This is a genomic window from Sporosarcina sp. D27 (assembly GCF_000586555.1).
In the GTDB taxonomy this organism is placed as follows: Bacteria; Bacillota; Bacilli; order Bacillales_A; family Planococcaceae; genus Sporosarcina.
On the sequence record NZ_AZUC01000009.1, the window covers coordinates 75,067 to 95,400 of the forward strand.

Here is a 20,334-nt window from a genome sequence, read left to right on the forward strand (position 1 = left end):
TTCTTAACGTTTTAATTGTTTTTTCTAAAGGTACATGGTGGTCATCTACGAGTTATACAGTGAACTTTCCTATTTCACCTATTAAGTCTTCTGCAATGTCGGCTAGGTTCTTGGCAGCGGCAGCGACTTCTTCAACTGTAGCAGTTTGCTCTTCTGTCGTTGCTGCAATTTCTCCAGAATGGCTTGCCAATTTTTCGTAAAGTGAGGAGATTTGCTCAATCGATTTCAGTAAATTTCCCATTACACTTTCTACTTCAGCTGAAATCGTTGTCGCTTCAGTCGTCTGTTCTGAGACAGACTGGACTGCAAGTAAAATACTTCTAAAGGCTTCTCCTGACTCACTTACTAAGGCAGTTCCATTTTTCACTGCTTCATAACCATCTGTCATGCTGTCGACAGTTTGTGAAATATCCTGTTTGATTTCACTGATGAGTTGGCTTATGTGGTTAGCAGCACTACTCGATTCTACTGCGAGTTTCCGCACTTCATCCGCAACGACTGCAAATCCTTTACCTGCTTCTCCTGCACGTGCCGATTCAATCGCCGCATTCAGTGCCAACAGATTGGTCTGATCAGCAATAGAGGTAATGAAGTCTGAGAAGTTTTCAATCTTAGACGACTTTTCGTGAAGTTCGATGACAGTTTCTTTAGACTGTCTCGTATAGTTATTGATTTGCTCCATATTCTTTTCAGTCTCTTGAACACGTGCATTTCCGTTTGTTGAAATCGAAACGGTATGCTGTACAAGCTCATTCACATTACTAATCTTCTCAGAAAGTCGATCTACTTCCTGATTAATCGTTCCAATATCTGAAACCGCATGTTGGACAGATTGTGTTTGGTTTTCTGTTTCATAAGCCATTTCTTGAATAGAGTCAGAAATTTGTACAGAAGCAATTTTGGTCTCATCCGCACTGGCAGTGAATTCGCTCGACATGGCTAGTAATTGGTCTGAAGAGTCAATGACTTTTTCGAAAGCCCCTCGTACCGATACGAGCATCTCTTCATACTGTTCAGCCAATACACCAAAGTCATCTTTTCGTGTAAGCAAGTTGTCTACATGCTCATTTTTCGTGAAATTCAATTTAGCAGTCTGATCAATAACGTGGCTGAACTCATGGATCGGCTTGGACACTCGACGTCCAATTACGATGGATAATAAAACAGAAACAATTATTGAAACGATTACCATCACAATTGAAGTTATGTTATTTGCTTGCAATCTTTTGTTGTAATAGTTTTCGTCATACGTTAAAGCCAGTAAGCGTGATTGTCGAAATGCATTATCCTCACTTGCATCTAAATCGATTTGGGGAATCAATTTATGGGACAGACCTGATTCGCCACTTAGGTTCTTGATGACCTTTTCTTTATTGTCAACAATTGCCTTTGTGCCTGTTTTCATCAGTGACTTAGGTAGGAGCGCAGCCTCTCCCTTATCATTCTTCTTATTCATCGAATAGGAAGGTACACCATCGATGTCAATCGTATAGATACCGATATCTTTAACATACTCATGTTTCTTTTTTAAATCCGCCGTCACTTTTTCTAAGTCCATCGATTGAATCAAGTCCGAAAACTGATCCGCTGTTGCAGCGATTTGAATCATATATTTCTTATCAGGGGTAGGTGTATAACTGAACTTATTCGTCTCTTTCGTAGCAGCACTAATTTCCAGTCGATCCGCAACAAAAACACCTGCATCCATTCTCTGCTGCAAGAGATCTTGTAACCCAAACTCTTTTAAATCGAGACCTAGATCTGCTTCTCTTGTTGCATATTCTACGACAAATTGGTCATTGATCATAAAGATATCAAACCCATCAAATCGCTTCTTGAATGATTCTAGATCCCAAGATTCTACATTTGGGTTCTTCTTGTATTCGTCTTGAAGAATCTTTGTAAATGCCTCCATTTTGCCTGAAAGTGATTGTTCAATTATCGAATAGGCTACATCCGAACTTTCAATAACGCTTAGCAGATTTTCCTCAATCAGCTTTTCTGATTGCTCTTTTTCAACCTCTAAGCTCTCTTGTGATCGAATATAATTTAAAGAAACAATTGCAATAACCAGAACAGAGATTGAAATTACCAAGGTCAGTATTAAATTCCTTTGGAAAATTCCCATTTTTTTCATAGTTCTTTTCACCTCTTATTGTATTAGTTCAAATGTATTATCGGTTTATTTCTTTAGATGTTTAATCATTCATTTCTTATAAATTTCAAGTGAACTCTCAGACGTTGATGTGATCTCTTTTCATACAAAAACCCTTCGATTGATCGCTCAATCGAAAGGCTTTCACTTTAGTCTCAACCCCTATCACTTAGAACTTCTTAAGTGTCTGAGTCAAACTAATCATGCATCTAAATCTTCGTCTTTAAGCGCTAGTAAAATAGCGAAGCCGATCCACACGGAAGTGATATCCATTGCAGTCTCTTTGCCATTCCAAATTTGCGATTGCCACATAGCAAACCATTCGCTACCGATAACAACGAAGCCAAAGAACCAAATTGCAAAACCAAGAATGAATGCATAGTAACCAAATGCCTTAGACTGATTGAATTTCCGACCAGGTGCCTTAATATTTTTCAACATATGGTAAACACCGATGAAAGCAAGTACACTAAAAATTCCTTCAGCGATGATTAATCCCCAGTAAGCAATTGTGTGTACGGTCGTACTTTCAAACGCACGCCACATCAATGAGTTCCCTTCAAACGTTGTGTCCATAGAAAGAACGTGGTGGACAAATTCATAATTAGAATTATAATCCATCAAGTTTCCTGCAAATACAAAAAAGCCAAAAAGTCCTGCAAGTAGTAATGTAACTGTCTTCAATAATCTCAATGCAATGGTATTCATATAATGCCACTTCCTTTTCTTTTTTCCCTTTCAAATATGAGGTCGATGCGTCGCTCACTCAGAGATAATCCTAAAAGATTTACCAGCTGCACAAATCGCCATCCTTCACTCGCAAACTTGGCAATGAGCTGCCCATAATCTTCAGCAAGTGAAATCCCCTCGCGCCCGTGATGCACTTCAATGCGCTCGATATGATACTCAACCATCACTATCGTCCTTTCCATATATCCAGGTCATAACTTCTAAATTAAACTACTACTATCTATTACTTTAGTCAACACTTCTTTGTAGATACTTTAGGTAATAAGTTCATCATTAGTTCTTAAAACTAATTATAAAGTCCACTTTAATTTATTGTATTTTTTATAGATATATAATCCTGAAGCCCTTAGGGAGCTAAGAAAAAGAGCGTACTCCCCTACTCATAATAGAAATTCAACTTCTATTTATCACCTAGACATTATTCATAAAAAAACATTGACTTTGAATGATTTTCTAACAGCAGGCTATCTCCATAAATTATTGTGTTATCCAATTGTCTTTTTTCTTTAACAATAGAATTTATCATAAAAAGTTAATCTCCGATATGAGCATACTCATGCTTACTGCGCCGTGTTCACAGCTCATTCTATTTCCTGAAATAGCATCACTACAAAGACAAAAGGACTGGAAATCGAATTGATTTCCAGTCCTTTTTAGAAGCTAATTTTCACCAAATAGGTCTTGAAAAGATGAACATTCACCTTCGTTTTTTTAAAGAATTATTTTTAACAAATCTCCTTTTAGTACTTGCATTCGTTCACTACCTATTTTTTCACTCCAACGTCCCTCAATCTCCGTTAGTATCTTCTCTTTTGCTTTCACAACTAACCAACCTTGTTCAGTCAAAACAATAATTTTTCCTCTTTTATCAGTGGGATGAATTTGACGCATTACATAACCACTTTTCTCGAGGTAATCCACCATTTTACTGACAGCCTGCTTGGTAATCCCTAGATACTCAGATATTTCTATACCTGTCGCTCCATTAGGAATGATGCATTTCAACAAGAAACCATGTGCAGGTCTTATATCATCAAATCCCAAATCGCTTAATTTTTCATGTAGTTCATTGATTGTTGAGTTATAGGATAATGATAAAAGTGATGTAAGATCTAAATCACTAAATACTATATCATTCATGCAGTAAACCTCCTCCGAACAAAGTCAACTAGGTTGACTTTGTTTTGATTTCATTGTACTCTACACAATATGGTCAATCAAGTTGACTATGATGTGTAACAGAAACAGGACTCCACAAAATGTAAATAAATTATCGTCGTGGCTATCATTCGTAAGCGAAGAAATACGATTTGTTTTCTCAAGATTTTTATTTTCAAAAATAAAATTAGAATTGCAGAGGTGTTTTTGATGACTACTATCGTTAAAATCAGAGCAAGCGTGTTTATTCCAGTGTCTTGGACTGAACCTAAGAAGGACATTAAAACAGGGAAAGTAATCCAATTCGAAGGCGACTCGCGTGAATTCACACCATATGCAGTAAACACAATGCGTTCCAGAGTTGAACAAGAAGTCATTGTCGATTTTTATAAGAGAGAAATTTTCTTATATGCGAACACTGGTATTACAACAGAAAAAGTTACAAATCCCGATAATTCTATTGATTATAGGAATGGGAAAGCTAGCACAGACGGTATTATCTGTACCAATATCGTATGGAGTTCTGATGATGTTCAATTTCAAATGAGTGCCAGTGCTAGCAACCCATTAAATGTATATGCACCTCCTGTTGACTACTTATTAACTGTACAAGTAAATAAAGATGGTAGTGCCGAGATTCAAGGAGAACATGATGGATTTCCTTGTTATGAATTCTATAAACAAGTAAATTTTGGTCCATTTGAACAAATTCATACTCATGATCCTAGAAAAACTGGTGATACACCAGCAGCTATGGCTGGAGAGATGGAGTATAGTTTCAAAAAGACATTATAAACTGGGAAACCTGATCTAAAAGAATATAAACAATAACCTTATACAGGATCGGTTCCTGCTGAGGGAGTACTAAAATTAGTGGTGTCCTATGTTTGTATGAGTTTTGTACAAGCATAGGAATTTTTTTGCGTTCGTTTCAGTTTCATATATCATGCGATGCCGGGCATAATGATCGCAAAAAAATTAGTTAATACAAATATAAGCGTTGCCTGTGCACTACAATAATCGGATCAATTCTTAATTGAACCATGCACAGGCAACGCTTTTAAGTTCAGTCTAGTATATTAAGGTAGGATAGGGATACTTTCAAATTCGCGTTGCGCACACGGATTTCGTTCAGCAAGTCCTGATCTTTTGTATCCGTTTTGCTTCGAATCGCAAATGTATAGAGAATCATCGTTCCTAAGTTTGTTGTTTCCACTTGTCGGAGTTGGTAGGATTCGGTTCTCTCACTCAAAATATCGTCAAACAAGCTTTCGTGATTCAAGTTTTCAGGTACAGTGACTTTCAGTATTTGTGTATCTTTTCCTTTACCATAGTCCACTTTGTACAGAATGTAGAAAATGAGGCTGGCGAATAACGTCAAGGCTATTGCCAGAGAGAACTGAAACAGTCCAGCAGTCATCCCGACACAGAGACCGAAAAAGATGTATGCGATGTCCTTCGCATTAGTTACAGCACTTCTGAAACGGATGAGGGAGAATACGGCAAACAGACCAAATGCGACCCCGGCATTTCCGCTTACTACATTCATAACGACTGATACGACAACACTCATCATGATTATTGTGTGAACGAACGCTTGCGAATAGCGCTCTCCTGTAAATGTAATTTGGTACACTTTCGTGATTATTAAACTTAAGATCGCCGCGAGAGCCATCGCAGAAAGACTCATCCACATGTTCGGCACGACTCCTTCCAACCCATTAGATGTAAACAAATTCGTGATCTGATCCATTTTCTATTCCTCCTGTATGTGGTTTTTCCAATTCTTTCGGTTCAAAATATCCTGCTTGTGGTAAAACATTTCCACTCAGTAGTTCCATACTCGTACAAAACTTTGAAGCACTGCGTTGCTCACATTGCAGTTCCTGCAAAATCCTTGCGAGCCAAAGCGGTACACTATGATCTACTTTCACTTCTAGCACAACGAGATCAGGGTCAATGAAATGCTCCCCGTATGGACCGTTTTCGATATGCAGATCTGCTTTCCGACAACGTAAGTCAAAATCGAATGTGATGCGCAGTTCTGAATCGTGGATGCCATGCAAGGCATGACGGCTATAGGAGACGACCATTTCAGGAGATAATCGATAGAATTTACGGAAATAATCGATTTCCTTCATGACCTGTGAATTGGAGGTTTCGTAGTTATCCAAACCTGATTGTCCATCCTCCTCTAAGTACCGATATGCTTCCCTTAGTGGCAAAAGCATCCGCCTTTTATTGACGACTTTCTTATGTTTTTGCTTTACTTCGAAGAAGGCAGTGCTATTTAGATTTGCATCATCGTATACACGCAACCTCAGTTTCTGTCGGTACTTAAGCTTGTTCTTCGTTTCAAAATAAATGCCTTTCTCCGCATTATCGAAGTACAGGCTAGTGACTGAGTATTTTCCGTCGATGCCGTTCTTATCGTTACGCATCTCAGGTCCAATCCGTTGCACAATTTCTTCGTATTGTCGGTGAGTGATGAGGTACTTTTGCTCTTTCCGACTAAAGATTTCAATCGCCATTTGTATCTACTCCTTTTTGCTATCACTCTATGAGTTACATACTAAAAGACCAACCTTAAACAAACCTTAAAACAATTGTTCAACAACAAAAAAAAGATCACGTAGGTGTGATCTCTTACTTTGGAAGCTTGACTTTAAAGACGGTTCCTTTATGTTGGTTACTTCTTACATGAATCGTTCCATCATGTATCGATGCAATCCACTGGGCGATAGACAATCCTAATCCCATACCTCCAGTTTCCCTAGTTCGGGCTTTGTCTTCTCGGTAAAAACGATCGAAAATGTGAGGGATACTTTCTTCTTTAATACCGATTCCCGTGTCACTAACTTCAATAACAACTTTTTGGTCCTCGACATATGTTTTCACGCGAATGCTATCGTTTTCACCTGTATATTTTAGGGCATTATCCAACAAAATAACCAACAGTTGATGAAGCCGAGTATCGTCTGCTTCTATCGTTAAAGGAGTCTTACACTCTAAAGAAAAATGCTTCTCTTGCGACTCGGCAATTTCCTTATAAGGTGTACATACTTTTTGGATAAACGTATCCACGTCAATAGACTGCTTCACAATCTGGGTTTCCGCTGAATCTGCTCTTGCCAAGGTTAACAAATCCGAAGTGAGCTTGGACAATCTCCTTGTTTCGGACAAACTTTGTGCTATATTTTCAAATCGATCTGAAATTTTGTCTTGAGGTGCTGTAAGGAGAAGCTCCAGTTTGTTTTGAATGATCGTCAAAGGCGTCCTGAGTTCATGTGAAGCATTTTCAACAAACTCCGCCTGCTTATTCCAAGAGAGAATAATCGGTTTCATCATCTTTCTCGATAGCAAGTAACTAGCGGAAATCGAGAGGACGATGAAGATTGCCGAACAAATAATGATCAGTTTCTCAAAGTTAGAAATGATTGTTTGTTCAGCATCTACGTTGATCATTAGCTGCGTATAGGCAGTTTCATTCTGTTCATCACGGTCTTCAAAAAGAATATATCTGAATTGATACAGTTCACTGATTTTCGTAGTTGTAATCTTGTCAATGTGTGTTGTATCCAGTTTATAATCCACTAAATAATTTTCATAAAATGTCGTTCCCACTTCGTCTTTATTAAGTATATTTCCACCGCGATCCCAGTGGATGACAATCATTCTTGGATTCGGCTTATTTTTTTGTCTCACGTCATTCGGTTGGTTTAAGTCTCCTCCTTTAGGTGGCAGCGGCAACATCTTTGGATTGGTGTCTGTTATCATTTCTTTGAATGACCAAAGTTCCCCGTCCGTCTTTGAAAATAATGTATTTTGAACTTGGCCCAATATGATGATACTAAAGACCGTAAAAATCACAGTAAAAGCGAGCAAGTTGTAAAGCATAAATTTCAGCTGCTGTTTCTTGAAAATCTGTTTATTAAACATTACCTTCACCATGATCTTCCAGCATATACCCTAACCCTCTAAAGGTTTTGATATAGTGATCATATCCAAACCTCTTGAGGTTTTTCCGTAAATTGCTGGCGTACACTTCTACAACAGTAGTAGAAGTATCAGACTCAAACCCCCATATCCGATCAAAAATCTGTTCCTTGGTCAGTATGGCATTTTTATTGTTCACTAAATACTCTAGTAACCCGAATTGTTTTCCGTTCAACTTAAGTGCTTCCCCGTTAATTTCCGCTGTTTTATTTTTGATATTCAATTGGAGTTCCTTAAAAGTAAGGACATTTTCCTTTAGCAATCCCCCTGATCTCCTTACCATCGCTTCCAGTCGCACTTATAGTTCTTCTCGATGGAACGGCTTCACTAAATAGTCGTCTGCGCCAACTTTAAATCCCTTAATTTTATCGTCTATTCCATCTTTGGCAGTCAGCATGATGACCGGTGTATGAATGTTTTGCTTTCTTAAATTCACTAATACCTCATAACCGTTCATATACGGAAGCATGATATCTAAAATAATGACATCGAAAATATTTTGTTGTGCAAGAAACAACCCTTCCTCCCCATCGAAAGCCTGCTCTGTTTCGAACATTTCCTGTGTTGTTTCACATATTGATTCAGAGAGATACTTGTCATCTTCGACGATTAGTAATTTCATATACGACTCCCCTCGTGCCATTTATCCAAAGTTTTAATTGGTTACGTTAGATTATAGGAGCAATTGAAATAAAAGCAAACTTTAGTTTCACAGCTCTTTTTTTAAGGTTTGTTTAAGGTTCATCTTGAATAATAGGGTTCACAGCAAAATATCATCTGAAACCTAGGTGAAATTTCATTTGCAATAAGGAGCTCATGATGAAAAAGCAAAATTCTAAGTATATGAAGATATCTGCCTCTGTTATTTGCACTGCATTATTGTTTGCCTGCAGCAATGATTCAGAAAATCCAACAGCCACAAACGAAACTAGTGCAAATACAGTGAACGTAAGCACGGCTGGCAGTCAAGAAATGGCTAGTGTTATTAGCAAGAAGGTAACGTATTCCGATGAAGACTTTTACGAGGATTTGGAAAAGGCAACGGCTATTCAGTTGAATGGAAATGATGCCAGCTTTCAAGGGGATGGTGACGTAGTCATCGACAAAAGCAACATCATCATCAAATCATCAGGAGTCTATACGATAGAAGGAACGCTAGATGATGGGCAAATCACCGTGGATTCAGAAGACGACGGGATTGTTCGACTCGTTCTGAATGGGGTGGAGATCAATTCTTCCACCAGTTCGGCAATCTACGTGAAACAAGCGAAAAAAACCGTTATTTCATTAGAAGAAGGAACGGAAAATCATTTATCCGATGGAACCACATATGTTTATGAGGATTCGGAGGAAGATGAACCGAATGCGGCGTTATTCAGCAAAGATGATCTCACCATTAACGGGAGTGGGAAACTAGTCGTAAATGGCAATTACAACAATGGAATCACTAGTAAAGACCAATTGAAAATTACAGGAGGAACACTCCAAATTCAATCTGCTGATGATGGATTAATGGGTCGTGACCTCCTCGCTGTTAAAGAGGGTATGATCCGTATCTATGCAAGTGGTGATGGGATGAAGTCTACAAATGACAAAGATGCTTCCAAAGGGATTATCGCTATTGAAGGAGGAAGTTTTGATATCCAGTCAACTGAGGATGGCATTCAGGCTGAGACTTCCCTTCTGATTGCAGACGGAGATTTCAAAATTTCATCCGGAGGTGGTAGCCCTAAAAAAATAACGAACACTGAAACAAAACCACCTGCCCCTGGAGAAATGGAGGCAAGTACAACTGAAGCTAGCTCAGATACACCTAGTGCCAAAGGGCTTAAGGCAACTGAAGGGGTGGCAATTGGCGGGGGTAGCTTTACCCTAGATTCACTAGATGATGCGATACACTGTGACAACTCGATCACGATATCAGGCGGCGATTTGAATGTTGCTACTGGCGATGATGGAATTCATGCAGATACATCCATTCTCATCAATGGTGGAAATATCGACATCACGAAGAGTAATGAAGGAATAGAAAGTGATGCCATTACAATCTCAGATGGAAAAATCCATGTAAAAGCCGTCGATGATGGCATAAACATTAGCGGAGGCGACGATAAGACAGACACGTCTACTGAACAAACAGAAGCTAAAGAACATTTGCTTTCATTAAATGGAGGCTATGTCTATGTCGATGCTGCCGGTGACGGACTCGATTCAAATGGTTCCATATCTATGACAGGTGGGACAGTGATTGTCAATGGACCAACGAATAACGGCAATGGTGCGTTGGATTATGACGAAAACTTTGAAATAAGTGGCGGAGTCCTCATCGCAGCCGGAAGTTCAGGAATGGCGATGGCCACTTCAGACAATTCCTCACAGCACACGATCTTAATGAGTTATCCGGAGACTCAATCTGCAGGAACCACACTGCATCTGAAAGATAGCGAAGGAAATGAGATTGTGACATTTGCGCCCGCAAAAGATTATCAATCGGTCGTTATTAGCTCCCCAAAACTAACGAAAGATGCTTCCTACACGCTTTACTCTGGAGGGACAACGTCTGGTAATGAAAGTGACGGTCTTTTTGAAAAAGGTGACTATCAAGGTGGAACGAAAGTAGTTGAGTTCACAATTTCTGACACCGTTACATGGCTTGATGAATCTGGAATCACCACTGCAAAAAATTCCGGCCCTGGTGGTATGGGTGGCCCTGGAGGAATGGGAGCACCCGAAGGTAGAGATCCACATGAAAATGGAAATAAAGAAGAGATGTTTCCCAATCTAGATGAGGAAACGAGTGCAAAAGTAAAAATCATTATGGACCAACAAAGAGAAGGAACTATTACTGAGGAAGAAGCACAAAAGCAGCTAGATGACCTTGGAGTTGAGATTCCTCCGAGAAGAGACCCGAACATACAGGATGAACAAAAAAAGTAAGTATTGTGCTTTATCTATGCGCTAAATACAATTCCTCAAAACAAAACACCACGCACGAAGAATAGCGTTCAGACTGTAGGCAAACTCCAGAAATCATGGGGTTGTCTACAGTCTTTTCAATAGAATTAATCATGTAAAGTTGATTTCATCTGCGAGCGGAATCATTCCTATGGGCTAGATTTCCGCTACAATCACAGTGTAGCCCAACTGTCGAGGTGTTGGAAATGACATTGAGTTGCGAATCTAATGTGTTAGAACTTATTCAAAAAGTCCTGCTACTTCAAGTTTCTTAGGAAACGATAGTCATTGATGCAACGCACTTTGAAGCGAGTAGTTAGTTCCCCTAAAATGAGCTACAGTTTTCTGACGGGAACTTGTATTTCAAAGGTGATCTCATTCGATTTGTCCGTAATCGTAATATCTAGATGCATGATTTGCAATGCATCTCCAATGATTTGATAGTTATTTAGGTCAAGATGATGAAGTAATGTTCTTAAACTTTCACTACGGCTTGTTAGCAATTCCCCGTTGTAACGGATGCAAGCAAATAATCCCTCTGGAATCGTCATTTGAAAAGTATTTGGAATGTCTTCCTTATTCTTTGCCACAATAAATATAGTAGAAGGTTCTTCAAAGCGTTCCAATTTAAGATTCATTTCTTCGATTATGATGCCTAGTCTGTTGCTAGCTAGTATCGGAGTCTTCTCCGAAAGCATATTCTCCAAATTCAAAACACCATAACACAGTTCAAAGTTATTATTGATTTTCTCATTTAAAGTGATCAACTGCCTACTTTTCATCTCACGGAATACAACTCGTTGAAGATCATTTTCTTTTTCTGCCCGTTCTAAATAGATGATCTTTTCCCTGATACTTTCCTCTAGCTCGTTCAATTCTTTCAGTTTTGAAACAAGTTCTTCATGTTTGTTTTTCAAACTATCCAATGACTTACTGAAATTACGTTCATTGAGATATTCCTTTATCTCATCCGTGGTCATTCTAAGTTGCCGTAATTCTTTAATGGTACCAAGTATTTCATACTGAAAAATGGAATAGTATCGATACCCTGAATGAGGATCGACAAATTGAGGTTTGAACAAGTCAATGCGGTCATAGTGGCGTAATGCCTCGGTGGTCACCCCTCGTAACTTTGCCATTTCACCGATGGTCAATTTTTCTTTCAACCCCCATACCCCCTAAAGATTATGTATTGCGACTATATTCTTCGGTACTATCTAAAAAACTTACCATCTCCAAGTAATTTAAAGGTATCTGAGTTTATCTTACACTCGGGAACCTTTAAAAAGGAAATGATAAGTTGTATACACAATTATTCTCCTGCGTTCTTCAGTTTCCTTGAAATTCAGTAACATCGATTTCTTGAAGAGCCTCTTGTAACCTTTTCTGACTTTTGTAAAGGGAGACTAAGTCCTTCCTTCATCCAAGAGACAAGGTCCAATTGAACTTTCATATTATATTGGGGAGACTACACTACAGATAATCGTTTTCCAACAAGTGGAGCAGTTATTCTTATTTCAGTTCAGCTACCATCTTCTCTTCTGCGTTTTGGACTGTTTTTTTATGTTCCTTTTCTTTTAACACATAGCTTAGCAAGTCTAGTGAGACGCGTGCCGCCACTTGCGATGTTATGCCGGTAGGATCATAAGGTGGCGCCACTTCAACTAAGTCGAAGCCAATAACGTCTCCCCTTTTTGCAATCCCTTCCAACAGTTCGTTCACTTCGTCGTACAGAAGGCCGCCCGGGGAAGGAGTGCCCGTCCCAGGGGCGATTGATGGGTCCAATCCATCGATATCGATGGTCACATAATACTTTTCTCCTGCTGGAAGTTGTTCCAACACCTCTCCAATCCCCATCTTTCTCATTTGACGTGGAGATAGAATCACACTACCATAATCCCTTGCAGCATCGACATCTTCTTTTTTACTACTACTAATTCCACGGATACCAAATTGGAATATCTTATGAACATGATCCAGTTCCGACAAACGACGGATACAGTTACCATGACCATAGCGCATGCCAGAGCGATGATCTGCCCAATCCAGATGGGCGTCAATTTGAATCACATGAAATGGACCTAGTTCTTCCAATCCTTTTCCTACTGCCGCCGTGATGGAATGGTCTCCCCCCAACACTACTGGCATGGCACCTTTTGAAACGATTTTACGAATCGCTTGTTCCGTGTTGTCATGGCATTGCATAAGGTCACCATGCACCATATCGACATCGCCGCAATCCACTACGTTCCAATCCGGACCAAGATACGTAATATCATTTTCGATGTCATAGGCACCCTCTAGTCCAAAGCTGTATAGCGTAGATCCTTCTCGGATACCCCGCGGTCCCATTCTAGCACCCGATTTCCATTGTGTACCCATATCATTTGGCACTCCAATGACCGCTACATCTGCGTCTAACTGATCTAAATCTGGGCAAATCGGATACTTTCCGAACGTACATATGCCAGTGAATGGCAAATTCAAAACTTGTTTCTCATCAGGATTAACCATAATTATTACTCCTTTTCCGTCTGTGATAGTCACGCACTGAAAATGGAAATCCTCCATTGTATCATCGTAAGATTAATGCGTTGACAGTTCCATTTTGTTTTCATACGTTTTTTGAAATAATTTCAAGTAGTCCTCTTCCGATAATTCCCGAGAGTTTGTAAGGGTGCATAAATGATTGAATGCCCCTTCAGCGAGAAATTGAAAATCTTCAGGGTTCACATTATCTAACTCTCTGAATTTTGGAATGCCGATTTCGCTTGCAAGTTCATGCAGTAATACAACACCTTCTTGAGCAATTTCCTCGAAGGTCTTCCCTTCAGGTTTCACACCCAATTTTTCAGCCACCATCGCATGTTTTTTCGGGTTGGAAGGAATATTATATTCAAATACATGAGGGAGGAAAATGGAATTCGCCACTCCATGTGGTGTGTCATACAGTCCTCCAAGTGGTTCAGCCATTGCATGCACGGCACCAAGATCAGCGTTATTAAACGCCATACCTGCAATCATACTTCCCACAAGCATGTTTTGCCTTGCTTCGATATCCTTCCCGTTTTCCACAGCTACTGGAAGATATTTAGCGATCAATTCAATCGCGTATAGACTAAGGGCATCTGAAATGGGTTCAGCAACATTAGCTGTATAAGCTTCTATCGCATGTGTAAGTGCATCCATCCCGGTAGCGGCCGTAATCGATTTAGGCAATGATAGCGTCAATTCGGGATCCACAATCGCTAGTTTTGGAGCCAATTTAATATCGAGGATAGCCTCTTTCTTCTTTGTAACTGTATCTGTAATGACAGAACCCGACGTCACTTCACTCCCCGTACCTGAAGTGGTAGGGATACAAATAAGTGGTGTAATTTCCCTTTCGAGCTTATCAAAATCATAATAGTCTTTAAGGTCCCCTTCATGTGTGAATAATACCCCAATCGCTTTGGCAGTATCCATGGAACTTCCGCCTCCAAGTCCCAATAACAGATCGATGTTTTCATTTTTGAATTTTTCGTAGGCCTTTACGCAGTCAACGTCTTTCGGGTTCGGCGTAATTTCATCATGAATAAGATAAGAGACACCTTCCTGCTCCAAGGAATTAGTGATCCTGTCTAAAATCCCCGTTTGAGCAAGTCCTTTATCGGTAATAATGAGTACCTTATTACCACCAAGCTCCTTCGCTCTTTTCCCTACATTGTTCACAGTCCCATTCCCAAATTCAATAGACGTCGGTACATTAAAGTTAAATTCCCATCTCATGTTTCATATCCCCTTTCCATTTTTAAATGCTCTTTTACTAACAAATGTCTTTTTTATCATTTACTTTCTACAGCTTTCGATCTTTCAAACCAGTTCGTTGGACTGACATCTAAGTTAATATTGATTTGCTTCACTTCCGAAAATTCATCCAAACCGAAAGTGCCCAATCCTCGGCCAAGACCACTTTGCTTATAGCCGCCCCATGGAGCTTCAGCGTAAGCAAGATTGAAGGCATTAATCGATGTAATACCTGCTCTAATCTTTTTAATAACCCGTAATGCTTTGGCATCATCTTGGGAGAACACGCCAGCTGCTAGACCATATGGAGTGTCGTTTGCAAGCTCAATTGCCTCTGCTTCGTCTTTGAACTTTTGAATAACAAGGACAGGACCAAAGATCTCTTCTCGCACGATTTGCATGTCAGGCGTTGTATTAATAAATATCGTGGGCTCAACAAAATACCCCTGCTCTAACCCTTCACTTGTAATCCGTTTACCACCACAAGCCAATTCGGCACCTTCATCGATGCCGGCTTGGATGTAGTTAAGTACTGTGTTCATATGACCTTCACTGACAAGGGAACCCATGTCTGTCGCTGGATCATCACCACGCCCCACCTTAATGTTCTTCGCTTTCTGAATTAGGCTGTCGACGAACTTATCGTGAATGCTTTCCTCAAGAAGTAAGCGAGATCCTGCATTACAAACTTGCCCGGCATTTACAAATATGCCGTAAAGCGCATAGTCAACCGCAGTCTCAAAGTCTGCATCCGCAAAAATGATATTCGGTGACTTCCCACCTAATTCGAGAGACGTTTTCTTAATATTTCCTGATGCTGCTTTCATGATGGATCTGCCTGTATCTGTACTACCAGTGAATGAAATCATATCGACTTTATGGCTCTCAGCTAATTCGTTTCCAACAGTCGAGCCCCCACCTGTCACCAAATTCACAACGCCAGCTGGAATGCCCACTTCTTCAAGAATTTCAAATAACTTAACAGTAGTTATTGGTGTTATCTCCGAAGGCTTGAACACAAGCGTATTTCCTGCTGCGAGGGCTGGCGCGATTTTCCACGCCCCTGTCAATAACGGGAAATTCCAAGGAGCAACCATGCCGCATACGCCTACAGGTTCACGGACAATCAGTCCTTGCACCGGATCGGCAACTTTATACGTTTCTTCGTTTGGTTTTGTTACAAGATCGCCATAGTAACGAAAACAATCGATTGCATCGGCAACATCAAATTCCGCTTCCCGTAAAGGCTTACCGACATTCGACATTTCAAGCGCACTCAGCTCTGCTGAATTTTCCTCGAGTTTGTCTGCAATTTTAAATAGATAGGATGCTCGTTCAGTAGTTGACAACTCTGACCAAACTCCAGAATCAAATGCAATACGTGCTGCATCAATAGCTTCCCGCGTTTCTTCCACACTTGCTCTTGGAGCCTCCGCAATCTCTTCGTTATTAGCCGGATTGATAATCTTTCGCTTTTCCCCATTCGCCGAATCTACCCATTCACCATTTATGAACATTTTCAACTTTAGCAATTTCATAACCTCCAATTTATGTTTTTAGTTTTTCAATACAGGTCGTTAAAATCTTCAGTATTAAAATTATTTAATCTAGTTAACGGGCCACAGGTCTTCTTTATAATTGTTTCATCTTGATATTTTCGATGGTACGTACTTTTACACATTCCGAACAAGCTGTCTTCATTTCAAAAATTCAGCTCTTTCGAATCGCATCACCCCTTTCAATGGTCTATCCTACCTTCAACTGATAAGCACGCCCCTCATGAAAACCCTTACATTTTACCGTACCTTTTCCATATACACTTCTTCATGTATGATCTCTTCCTCTGGAACAATCTCCTTATCAAAACTGAACTCAGGCAATGGTTGTCTAAAAAACTTTGTCATATAAGCTAGATATACCAAGCCACATGCTAACCAGATACCACCTAAGATCATCGCGTCTAGCTCTAAGTGTGACCATAACCAAAGCGTAAATCCTGCTCCAAGGAGAGGCATGAGAAGATAGCGCATGTATTCGTTAAAAGAAGAGCGCAAACGATTTCGAACAAAGAAATGAAAAATGACAGACACATTTACGGCTGTAAATGCAATCAGTGCCCCAAAGTTAATAAACTTAATCACTTGGTCGAGTGTCAGCACGATACCGAGCAAGGAAATGATTCCGATGACAATAATTCCTGTTGACGGTGTTTTAAAGCGTGAATGGATATGCCCGAATACTCTTTTAGGTAAGACAGAATCTCGCCCCATTGCATACAACACACGCGATGCGCTTGTAGTCGCAGCCACACCAGAGGAGAAATTCCCTAAAATTACTGCGGTAACAAATATAGATTTGAACGCATTCCCACCGACTAAATAGACCACTTCCATAGCTGCAGAATCCGTATTTGTAAATGAAAAGCCAGGGTGGACCAATTGTGCCAAATAAGCTGAACCGATATAGAGGACTCCAATCGTCACTAACATAATGATGATTGCTCTGGGTATTGTTTTTTCTGGGTTGATCGTTTCTTCCGACAACGTAGTCAGGGAGTCAAATCCGAGAAAGCTGAAACAAAGAATGGATGCTCCTGCCAATATGACAGGCAATTCGATTTCGCTATTGAACAAAGGTTGGAGAGAGAAAAGCGTACCTGTTCCTACACCGTCCAATAAACTTTTAATGGTCAAAAACCAGAAGATACCAACAAATACTACTTGTGCAATTACAAAAATCTTTCCAGTAGATGCTGTAAACTTAACCCCTAGAATGCTCGGTACCACAATCGTTGCAGTCAACAAAATAATCCAAACGGAATGAGGGATTTCTGGAAATACTGCGTGTAAAAAGACAGACGACATTAAGCAAGTAACCATCGGTGTCAGCATGTAATCCAACATAATCGTCCAACCTACAAGAAAACCAATTTGCGGATTAATAGATTTTTGTGTGAATGTATAAGCCGATCCGGAAATTGGAAATGCTTTTGCCATCTTTCCATAACTAAATGCTGTGAACAGGATTGCAAGAAAGGCGATGATATATGCCCCCATGATGACACCTTGTGATGTGACAGTAGCGATTCCATACGTATTGAAGAATACCATCGGGTTGTTCCAGGCAATCCCTAAAAATACAACCTGAGACAAAGTCAGCGTTCGTATTAGCTTTTGTCGTTCCATCATAGCCCCTCCATCTAATTTAGTACTCACGACATCCAAATGACTTAATATTTTGTTAATACAGACTATAAAGGTTTTTGTTACACAAAGGTCAATAGCTAGATTGTGATAATCGCATAGGAATATATTACCTATTTCAATTCGTATTAGATGCTATTTCACCTGAATAGGAAAAGTAATACTTATTGATGAAAGATTAGCTGCGATTAAACAGGGATGTAACTATTTTCATTAAAATGGGTATGCTGATTCAGATCCCGAACATTTGTCACCTTATTGAAATACAAAAGTAGTGCAAACCATTTTCTTGGTCTGCACTACTGGTTATGTTTTAGTCAAGATCTACATTTTCACGATCTCCCATCTAAAACTAATTAGTGTGAAATGGATCGAGGTTACACAGTTCACACGCATCTTCCAAACAAAAAAACACATTGGGGAAATCCGACAGAGTAGATGAAAATCCCTTTGTTTTCGCTCTTCTTTGCCGATATTTTAATGTTTAACAATTTCGTTATTTCGTGCTAAAAAAAACAAATAATACAGATGATTTTTTTATTTCATAAGTGAGTTCAGTTTGATTGTGAAATGCAAAATTTGGTGTAAACTAATAGGGAGATTTATAAAAGAAGGAGTGTTTTTTATGACAGGAACTATGGAAGGTAAAGCAGGATTAGTTACAGCATCAGGATCAGGAATCGGTAGAGCATCTGCAGTTGCATTAGCAAAAGCAGGAGCAAAAGTAATGATTTCTGACGTAAACGTAGAAGCGGGAGAAGAAACTGTACAAATCATCAAAGATAACGGCGGCGAAGCAGCCTTTTTCAAATGTGATGTAAGTGATGAAGAACAAGTAATCGAACTTGTCAACAAAACTGTTGAAACATTCGGCAAGCTTGACTTCGCGCATAACAACGCAGGTATTAACAAAGGTCTTGTTCCAATTGGAGAAATGGATTCTAAAGACTGGGATATTACACTGAAAGTAACACTTTATGGTACTTTCTACTGCATCAAGCACCAAGTCAATGCAATGCTGAAAACTGGCGGCGGTGCGATTGTCAATACAGCATCAGGTGCTGGTATTGAAGGTTCACCAAACATGGCGCCTTATACGGCTTCTAAACACGCAATTGCTGGTTTAACTAAATCAGTTGCTTTGGAATATGGCCAAAAAGGCATTACAATTAATTCAATTGCTCCAGGTGCTACTATCACACCTGCAATTGAATATTGGGCAAAAACATCACCAGAACAATACGAAGGTGTTCTCAAATCACTTCCAGCTGGAAGAATGTCTACAGCAGAAGACCAAGCTAATGCTGTCGTATTCCTTTGTTCAGACCTTGCAAAATCAATTAGCGGTGTAACACTTGCAGTTGATGGCGGCTTTACAGCAGGTAAAATGCAACAATAATTTTCTCGAATTTAAACGTATATATATAAAGAGTGGATCAGGCATAGTGCTTGGTCCATTTTTTATTGCACAAAATGGGACGGTGCCTTTGTGTCTCTCAACTGGGAAACAATAAAAGCGCTGTGCACTTCGTACATAAGATTTGCCTTGTGCAACGATTGCAACCATTTGTATACACAGTTGTTCACTGATAGTCATACACTATAAACAACAAAGAAATCTATTTAAAAGGGGTATCGAATATGACAGATTTTAAAAAGTTTGGAAAGAGAACTCAGTCAAATCGAAAATCCGTGGAACAAATCGTAAGAGAAGAACAAGAACGTATGGATGCTAAATTAATTGAAAGACGTGACAAACTCATTGCTAAATTGAAGGAATCAGATAATGAATACAATACAAAAGAAGAAGCGGAAGCTAAGGCGTATGAGGAAAGTATTCCTAGGGAACATAAATCGGCATTAAAAAGAGCAGAAAGCTATGCCGAATTTATGAGTATGTCAAAGGCGAGCGTTTATGACCAGTTGACTTATCCATACGGAGACAAATACCCTGCAGATGCGGCTCAATATGCTATTGATAATATTGAATTTGATTGGAAAGAAAATGCGGTAATAAAAGCAAGGTTCTATGCAGATATTAGGGATATGTCAGACTCTGCTATTTACGATCGATTGATTTCGGAATACGGGGGAAAGTTCACTCCTGATGAAGCACAACATGGTATTGATAATTTATACTAATTAAAGCACCCGTCCAATGGACAGAGTGCTTTTTGTTATTTATTTAGTTCTTTCTCCAACTAAAGATTGATGCACACGTACCTCATTTTCTTGTGAGAAATCCCCGTGCGGGAAATAGTCAAGAATGTTAAAATAACAACCCTTGTCTAACGCTGGATACCTCACACTTTTTTCTTCACTCCCCCACGA

Annotated in this window: 16 protein-coding genes and 1 pseudogene; 4 read left to right on the forward strand and 13 right to left on the reverse strand. The window is 39.5% G+C overall.

Translation table 11 applies throughout. The annotated features are described in order from the left end of the window. Window positions 1-52: 52 nt before the first annotated feature. The 4 genes from N693_RS0101415 to N693_RS18755 all read right to left on the reverse strand — a co-directional run bounded on the left by N693_RS0101415 (window position 53) and on the right by N693_RS18755 (window position 4,045). Window positions 53-2,137, reverse strand: coding sequence for a methyl-accepting chemotaxis protein (locus N693_RS0101415; protein WP_025783015.1), 2,085 nt, complete (start codon window positions 2,135-2,137; stop codon window positions 53-55). 219 nt (window positions 2,138-2,356) lie between these two features. Further along, the gene (locus N693_RS0101420; protein WP_025783016.1) at window positions 2,357-2,863 is read right to left on the reverse strand and encodes a DUF2165 family protein; all 507 of its coding nucleotides are present in this window, start codon (window positions 2,861-2,863) and stop codon (window positions 2,357-2,359) included. Further along, complete coding sequence (locus tag N693_RS0101425) at window positions 2,860-3,069, reverse strand: DUF4177 domain-containing protein (protein WP_025783017.1); 210 nt, start codon at window positions 3,067-3,069, stop codon at window positions 2,860-2,862. Before N693_RS0101425 ends, N693_RS0101420 begins: the two co-directional genes overlap by 4 nt. Window positions 3,070-3,616: 547 nt before the next feature. Then, window positions 3,617-4,045, reverse strand: coding sequence for a MarR family winged helix-turn-helix transcriptional regulator (locus N693_RS18755; RefSeq protein WP_051508665.1), 429 nt, complete (start codon window positions 4,043-4,045; stop codon window positions 3,617-3,619). Between the two features lie 228 nt (window positions 4,046-4,273). Here N693_RS18755 and N693_RS0101435 point away from each other — a divergent pair, with 228 nt between their 5' ends. Beyond that, window positions 4,274-4,858 (forward strand): DUF3238 domain-containing protein, encoded by a 585-nt coding sequence (locus N693_RS0101435; protein ID WP_025783018.1) that lies wholly within the window; start codon window positions 4,274-4,276, stop codon window positions 4,856-4,858. A gap of 271 nt (window positions 4,859-5,129) precedes the next feature. On the opposite strand, the gene N693_RS0101440 is transcribed toward N693_RS0101435, so the two are convergent. The 4 genes and pseudogenes from N693_RS0101440 to N693_RS18760 all read right to left on the reverse strand — a co-directional run bounded on the left by N693_RS0101440 (window position 5,130) and on the right by N693_RS18760 (window position 8,681). Then, window positions 5,130-5,816 (reverse strand): DUF4956 domain-containing protein, encoded by a 687-nt coding sequence (locus tag N693_RS0101440; RefSeq protein WP_025783019.1) that lies wholly within the window; start codon window positions 5,814-5,816, stop codon window positions 5,130-5,132. Next, a complete protein-coding gene (locus tag N693_RS0101445) occupies window positions 5,785-6,594 on the reverse strand; it encodes a polyphosphate polymerase domain-containing protein (RefSeq protein WP_025783020.1) in 810 nt (269 codons plus the stop codon). Before N693_RS0101445 ends, N693_RS0101440 begins: the two co-directional genes overlap by 32 nt. A gap of 115 nt (window positions 6,595-6,709) precedes the next feature. Continuing rightward, a complete protein-coding gene (locus N693_RS0101450) occupies window positions 6,710-8,014 on the reverse strand; it encodes a cell wall metabolism sensor histidine kinase WalK (RefSeq protein ID WP_253271142.1) in 1,305 nt (434 codons plus the stop codon). Beyond that, window positions 7,995-8,681, reverse strand: a pseudogene (locus N693_RS18760) (response regulator transcription factor). Before N693_RS18760 ends, N693_RS0101450 begins: the two are co-directional and overlap by 20 nt. 197 nt (window positions 8,682-8,878) lie before the next feature. Between N693_RS18760 and N693_RS0101460 the strand changes: the two are divergent. After that, a complete protein-coding gene (locus N693_RS0101460; protein ID WP_025783022.1) occupies window positions 8,879-10,996 on the forward strand; it encodes a carbohydrate-binding domain-containing protein in 2,118 nt (705 codons plus the stop codon). A gap of 353 nt (window positions 10,997-11,349) precedes the next feature. Here N693_RS0101460 and N693_RS0101465 read toward each other — a convergent pair whose 3' ends face one another. The 5 genes from N693_RS0101465 to N693_RS0101485 form a co-directional block, all read right to left on the reverse strand. Then, window positions 11,350-12,180: a MerR family transcriptional regulator gene (locus tag N693_RS0101465; RefSeq protein ID WP_025783023.1), complete on the reverse strand. Its 831-nt coding sequence runs from the start codon at window positions 12,178-12,180 to the stop codon at window positions 11,350-11,352. Between the two features lie 346 nt (window positions 12,181-12,526). Then, complete coding sequence (gene speB / locus N693_RS0101470; RefSeq protein ID WP_025783024.1) at window positions 12,527-13,528, reverse strand: agmatinase; 1,002 nt, start codon at window positions 13,526-13,528, stop codon at window positions 12,527-12,529. A gap of 72 nt (window positions 13,529-13,600) precedes the next feature. Next, the gene (locus tag N693_RS0101475; protein ID WP_025783025.1) at window positions 13,601-14,782 is read right to left on the reverse strand and encodes an iron-containing alcohol dehydrogenase; all 1,182 of its coding nucleotides are present in this window, start codon (window positions 14,780-14,782) and stop codon (window positions 13,601-13,603) included. A gap of 56 nt (window positions 14,783-14,838) precedes the next feature. Then, window positions 14,839-16,332 (reverse strand): aldehyde dehydrogenase family protein, encoded by a 1,494-nt coding sequence (locus tag N693_RS0101480; protein WP_025783026.1) that lies wholly within the window; start codon window positions 16,330-16,332, stop codon window positions 14,839-14,841. A gap of 264 nt (window positions 16,333-16,596) precedes the next feature. Beyond that, on the reverse strand, window positions 16,597-17,985 hold the full coding sequence (locus N693_RS0101485; RefSeq protein WP_037592526.1) for an APC family permease: 1,389 nt from the start codon (window positions 17,983-17,985) through the stop codon (window positions 16,597-16,599). Window positions 17,986-18,628: 643 nt separating this feature from the next. On the opposite strand from N693_RS0101485, the gene N693_RS0101490 reads away from it, so the two are divergent. Beyond that, a complete protein-coding gene (locus tag N693_RS0101490; RefSeq protein WP_025783028.1) occupies window positions 18,629-19,402 on the forward strand; it encodes an SDR family NAD(P)-dependent oxidoreductase in 774 nt (257 codons plus the stop codon). Between the two features lie 242 nt (window positions 19,403-19,644). After that, window positions 19,645-20,145 carry an Ltp family lipoprotein gene (locus N693_RS18765; protein WP_025783029.1) on the forward strand — a complete coding sequence of 167 codons (501 nt, stop codon included), beginning with the start codon at window positions 19,645-19,647 and terminating at the stop codon, window positions 20,143-20,145. Window positions 20,146-20,334 lie beyond the last annotated feature (189 nt).

Bases quoted from the DNA above. Each gene is read 5' to 3' on its own strand.
- N693_RS0101475 (WP_025783025.1), bottom strand. From the start codon at position 14,782: ATGAGATGGGAATTTAACTTTAATGTACCGACGTCTATTGAATTTGGG.
- N693_RS0101420 (WP_025783016.1), bottom strand. From the start codon at position 2,863: ATGAATACCATTGCATTGAGATTATTGAAGACAGTTACATTACTACTT.
- N693_RS0101450 (WP_253271142.1), bottom strand. From the start codon at position 8,014: ATGGTGAAGGTAATGTTTAATAAACAGATTTTCAAGAAACAGCAGCTG.
- N693_RS18755 (WP_051508665.1), bottom strand. From the start codon at position 4,045: ATGAATGATATAGTATTTAGTGATTTAGATCTTACATCACTTTTATCA.
- N693_RS0101425 (WP_025783017.1), bottom strand. From the start codon at position 3,069: ATGGTTGAGTATCATATCGAGCGCATTGAAGTGCATCACGGGCGCGAG.
- N693_RS18765 (WP_025783029.1), top strand. From the start codon at position 19,645: ATGACAGATTTTAAAAAGTTTGGAAAGAGAACTCAGTCAAATCGAAAA.
- N693_RS0101485 (WP_037592526.1), bottom strand. From the start codon at position 17,985: ATGGAACGACAAAAGCTAATACGAACGCTGACTTTGTCTCAGGTTGTA.
- N693_RS0101440 (WP_025783019.1), bottom strand. From the start codon at position 5,816: ATGGATCAGATCACGAATTTGTTTACATCTAATGGGTTGGAAGGAGTC.
- N693_RS0101435 (WP_025783018.1), top strand. From the start codon at position 4,274: ATGACTACTATCGTTAAAATCAGAGCAAGCGTGTTTATTCCAGTGTCT.
- N693_RS0101460 (WP_025783022.1), top strand. From the start codon at position 8,879: ATGAAAAAGCAAAATTCTAAGTATATGAAGATATCTGCCTCTGTTATT.
- N693_RS0101445 (WP_025783020.1), bottom strand. From the start codon at position 6,594: ATGGCGATTGAAATCTTTAGTCGGAAAGAGCAAAAGTACCTCATCACT.
- N693_RS0101415 (WP_025783015.1), bottom strand. From the start codon at position 2,137: ATGAAAAAAATGGGAATTTTCCAAAGGAATTTAATACTGACCTTGGTA.
- N693_RS0101490 (WP_025783028.1), top strand. From the start codon at position 18,629: ATGACAGGAACTATGGAAGGTAAAGCAGGATTAGTTACAGCATCAGGA.
- speB (WP_025783024.1), bottom strand. From the start codon at position 13,528: ATGGTTAATCCTGATGAGAAACAAGTTTTGAATTTGCCATTCACTGGC.